Source organism: Paenibacillus forsythiae T98, from assembly GCF_000520735.1.
GTDB classification, from domain to species: Bacteria; Bacillota; Bacilli; order Paenibacillales; family Paenibacillaceae; genus Paenibacillus_AQ; species Paenibacillus_AQ forsythiae.
In genome coordinates this window covers 1-4,278 of sequence record NZ_ASSC01000523.1, presented here as the reverse complement: position 1 = coordinate 4,278, position 4,278 = coordinate 1, and the positions used below count along the sequence as shown (strand labels likewise).

General features: G+C 56.0%; 4 protein-coding genes. 3 read left to right on the top strand and 1 reads right to left on the bottom strand.

The window, feature by feature from the left end:
* On the bottom strand, positions 1-760 hold a 760-nt coding region (moaA, locus tag L692_RS0116120; protein ID WP_051503517.1), incomplete at its 3' end, for a GTP 3',8-cyclase MoaA.
* Positions 761-1,069: 309 nt separating this feature from the next.
* Here moaA and L692_RS0116115 point away from each other — a divergent pair.
* From L692_RS0116115 to L692_RS0116105, 3 genes are all read left to right on the top strand, one after another.
* Complete coding sequence (locus L692_RS0116115) at positions 1,070-1,762, top strand: TorD/DmsD family molecular chaperone (RefSeq protein WP_025701161.1); 693 nt, start codon at positions 1,070-1,072, stop codon at positions 1,760-1,762.
* A 361-nt stretch (positions 1,763-2,123) separates the two neighbouring features.
* Positions 2,124-3,632 carry a cardiolipin synthase gene (gene cls / locus L692_RS0116110; RefSeq protein WP_025701160.1) on the top strand — a complete coding sequence of 503 codons (1,509 nt, stop codon included), beginning with the start codon at positions 2,124-2,126 and terminating at the stop codon, positions 3,630-3,632.
* A 180-nt stretch (positions 3,633-3,812) separates the two neighbouring features.
* Positions 3,813-4,278 (top strand): alpha-hydroxy-acid oxidizing protein (locus L692_RS0116105; RefSeq protein ID WP_036724047.1); only part of this gene is annotated, 466 nt, incomplete at its 3' end.

Here is a 4,278-nt window from a genome sequence, read left to right as displayed (position 1 = left end):
CGGCCGTAAGGCGCAGCCGGTTGCAGTTGTCGCAAAAGTGCTCGCTTACCGGATGAATCAGGCCGAACGTGCCGCTGGCCCCCACGACGCGGCTGTCCTCGGACGGGCCGTTTCCGGCGGGCGCGTGCGCCTTCTCGGTCGGCCAGCCGGCTTCGCGGCAGGCGTCAAGCACTCTCTCCAGCGGCAGGTAGGTCTGCCGCCAGGCGTCGGTCGCGCTGCCGATCGGCATATATTCAATAAACCGCACATGAAGCGGACTGTTTAAAGTGAGGGCGATGAAATCCTTGATCTCGTCGTCGTTGATGCCCTTCATCAGCACTACATTAAGCTTGATGGGCGAGAGCCCCGCAGCGTGCGCCGCCTCGATTCCTTTGAGCACCTTCGCTACATCTCCGCCGCGCGTAATCATAGAGAAGCGCTCCTGCCGCAGAGAGTCGAGGCTGATATTTATTCTCGAAAGACCGGCTGCCTTGAGCGTCGCCGCTTTGGCGGGCAGCAGCAGGCCATTGGTGGTGAGTGAAATATCGTCAATGCCCGGAATGGAGGACAGCATGGCGACCAGCCGTTCCAGCTCCTTGCGTACCAGCGGTTCCCCGCCGGTAAGGCGGACTTTACGCAGCCCGGCCGGAGCGAGCGCCTTCACGACAGCGGCGATTTCTTCATAGCTCATGATCTCGTTATGCGGCTGGAATTGCATTCCTTTCGCGGGCATACAATAAATACAGCGCAGATTGCAACGGTCCGTAACCGAAATGCGCATATAATCGTGTACACGTCCAAAAGGATCTGTCAGCGGTTCCACGGCGGGTCTCCCCCTTTCGTCGTTCGGTATAATATTTCAAATTTTAAAGATTATCGGTACTGCCGTCAATGAGGATTCTTTGGCAGTAAATTTGACAGTAATGCGACAATTCAGTCCAATCGCCATAGAATGCTCACGAAAAGCGTTTTCAGCCTGGGCTATAATAAAAACAAAAAGACGTGATAACTTTTCATTATCGCCAGGCGGAGAAATTGCCGCGACGGAATACATTTTGGGCGGAATACATTTTGAAGGAGGACTTTGTAAATGACCGTTATGACCATTCCCTCCCTTGACGCTTCGGAAGCCTTCAAACGTTGGCTGGAAAGCAGGGGATTTGTATACCAGCTGTTTACGGATTTTTTCGGAAGAAGACCTACACTTTCGCTGATTGCGCAGTGGAGCAGCAACTGGCAAATCGTCGCTGCTGCGGAGATGCTGGAGGGCGGGCGGGAGCTGAAACGCTACTTGCATGACCAGAACCCGCATGATCTTCTAAAGGTCTGCGAGAGAGAAGCTGCGGAATATGACCGGCTGATGCGAGGCGGAGGTGTAATCGGCCTGAAGCCGAGAGAAGCGGCCCTGCTTGGAGAAGCGGAGGAATTCTGCAACGTGATTGCCGATGTGTACGCATCTGCGGGCATCGTGTTCAAAAAATGCGGCGACGAAGCGGACGACCACATCGCCATCGAGCTGGAATTTATGGCTGTGCTTCATGACCGCATGCTGTATAACAGCTTTTCGGCCCAAAGCGCGATGGAGCAGCTGAGAACTCAGGAAAGCTTCCTGAAAGAGCATCTGCTGATCTGGGCGCCGGAATTTTGCGAAAGATTGAGATCGGCGACGGACAGCCCGCTGTACCTGGGATTATCCCGCATGCTGGAGGAGTTTCTTCCTTATGATCTGCACATGCTGGGGTCCTGGAAGGCTGCTCTGGAGAGTACAGCGGCGGCGATGTAGCGCCGCCCTCCGGCAGCACAGATCTGCGGACGGATGTCCCTGAGGCCCGAGCCGCATTTCCGGCGCTGACCCCAATGCAAGGTGTATAGTCTGAATAGAAGAGGCCATCCTTCAAGCAGGAATCGAAGGATGGCCTCTTGCCGATTATGCAGGGCTCCGCCGATTGGCAGTCTCTTGGAGCAAGGCCCGGCAGCGCGTTGGCCGGAGCGATCATTTTCCAGATAAGGCCGCGAGGAGCAGGTTACAATTTTGTCGTATTTTACGGTTTTGGGCCGATCGTGATAGGAAGAAATTCATCTATCATGTACAATGTATGGTGGTATTCCGTAACGTTTGTAACAATTAAAGAGGTAGGGTGCCAATGAGACGAGGTATACAGACAGTTATCATTATTGGAGCTTTGCTCGCCTTTTATTATTTTGGCTTCGGCATTTTCGGCAGCACCGGCGGGACGATCATCAGTATTTTTTCCACGCTGACGGTCGTGTCGATCGGACTCGCCATTTTTATGGAGAACCGTAATCCGTCGGCGACGATGGCCTGGATTCTGCTGCTTGCGCTAATTCCGGTTGTGGGACTCGTGTTCTATTTTCTCTTCGGGCAAAATGTGTTCAAGCGCCGCAAATACGACAAAAAGGCCCAGCGCGACCTGATGGCCTATGAGCGGATTGAGAATGACGCCCTGCGCCTGCACCAGGACTGGTCGATCTTCAACTCCCCGCAGCGCAAGCTGCTTGGCCTGTCGCAGCGCCTGGCCCGCTCCCCGATTTCCTTCACTTCGGAGACGCGGGTGCTGACCAACGGCGAGGAGACGTTCGGAACGCTCCTGATGGAGCTTCGCAAGGCGCAGCATCACATTCACATGGAGTATTATATTTTCCGCGCTGACGAGATTGGGACCCGAATTCAGCAGATTCTCATTGAAAAAGCCCGCGCCGGCGTCAAGGTCCGCTTCATGTATGACGCCGTGGGCAGCATCCAGCTATCCCGGAGCTTTCTGAAGGAATTGAGCGACGCGGGAGTACAAATTGCGGCGTATGGCCGCTCCAAGTCCTTCTTCTCCAGCCGGGTCAATTACCGGAACCACCGCAAAATCGTGGTCATCGACGGCGATGTCGGCTTCATGGGCGGGCTTAATGTGGGCGACGAATATTTGAGCCGCAGCAAAACCTACGGCTTCTGGCGCGACACGCATATGCTTGTGCGGGGCGAGGCGGTGCGGACGATGCAGATTATCTTTCTGCTGGACTGGATGCACACGACCGGGGAGCGGATTCTGGAGCAGGATTATTTGTCGCCTCAGCTTCGGTATACCGGGGGGGGCGGCGCGGTGCAGATTATCGCGAGCGGCCCGGACAACGAGCGGCAGACGCTCAAAAATATCTTCTTCGCCATGATTACCTCGGCCAAGAAGTCGGTGTGGATTGCCACGCCGTATTTTATCCCTGACGAGGACATTTATACAGCGCTGCAAGTGGCCGCTCTTTCGGGGGTAGATGTGCGCCTGCTGTTCCCGGCCAAGCCGGACAAGTGGCTGCCGTTTCTTGCCTCCCATTCTTACTTCCCGGCCTTGCTGGAAGCGGGTGTCAGAATATTCGAATATGAAAAAGGGTTCATTCATTCCAAGCTGCTCATCATCGACGGCGAAACCGCCACTATCGGCACAGCCAACATGGATATGCGCAGCTTCCATTTGAATTTCGAGGTGAACGCGCTGCTGCTGCAGACCGAGAGCGTCAAGCGGATCGTTGCCGACTTCGAGCGCGATCTGCTGTCCACCTCGGAGATTATTCACGAGAAGTTTATGGATAAGCGGCTGCTGGAGCGGCTGCTCGAATCGGCCGCAAGGCTGATGTCGCCGCTGCTGTAAGACCGGCAAGCGGCTCCATCGTTACTGGCCGCTTCGTTTACTGTTGTCCGATCAAGCTGTTAAAAAAACGTGATGAACATCCGGATGAGCTGCAAATTCGTCTTTCCGGTTGTGTTATAATATGACCGCGGCAACAAAAAATCGAGGAAAGGCCAAGTGCCGATTAATATGAATGACGAAATGAAGACGACAACCCGGACCTCGGCTTCCCGTTCGCATCTTCTGGAAGGGAAGACGGAGGAGCGGAAGATCGAGCATGTGCGCCTGTGCCTGAATGAAGACGTAGGCGCCAGAGGAATTACGGCGGGCTTTGAACGCTACCGGTTCCGGCACAATGCGCTGCCGGAGCTGAATTATGACGATATAACGCTGAATACAAGCTTTCTTGGCCGGAGTCTGCGCACGCCGCTGCTGATCAGCTCAATGACCGGCGGCAGCGCCGCCGCCGGAGAGATTAACGCGCGGCTGGCCGAAGCGGCCCAGCGGCGGGGCTGGGCGCTGGGCGTCGGCTCGGTCCGGGCCGCACTGGAGCGCCCGGAGCTTGAGCCTACGTTCCGGGTTCGGGAACGGGCGCCGGACGTTCCGGTCATCGCGAACCTTGGCGCGGTGCAGCTGTCCTACGGCTTCGGCGCCGGCGACTGCCGCC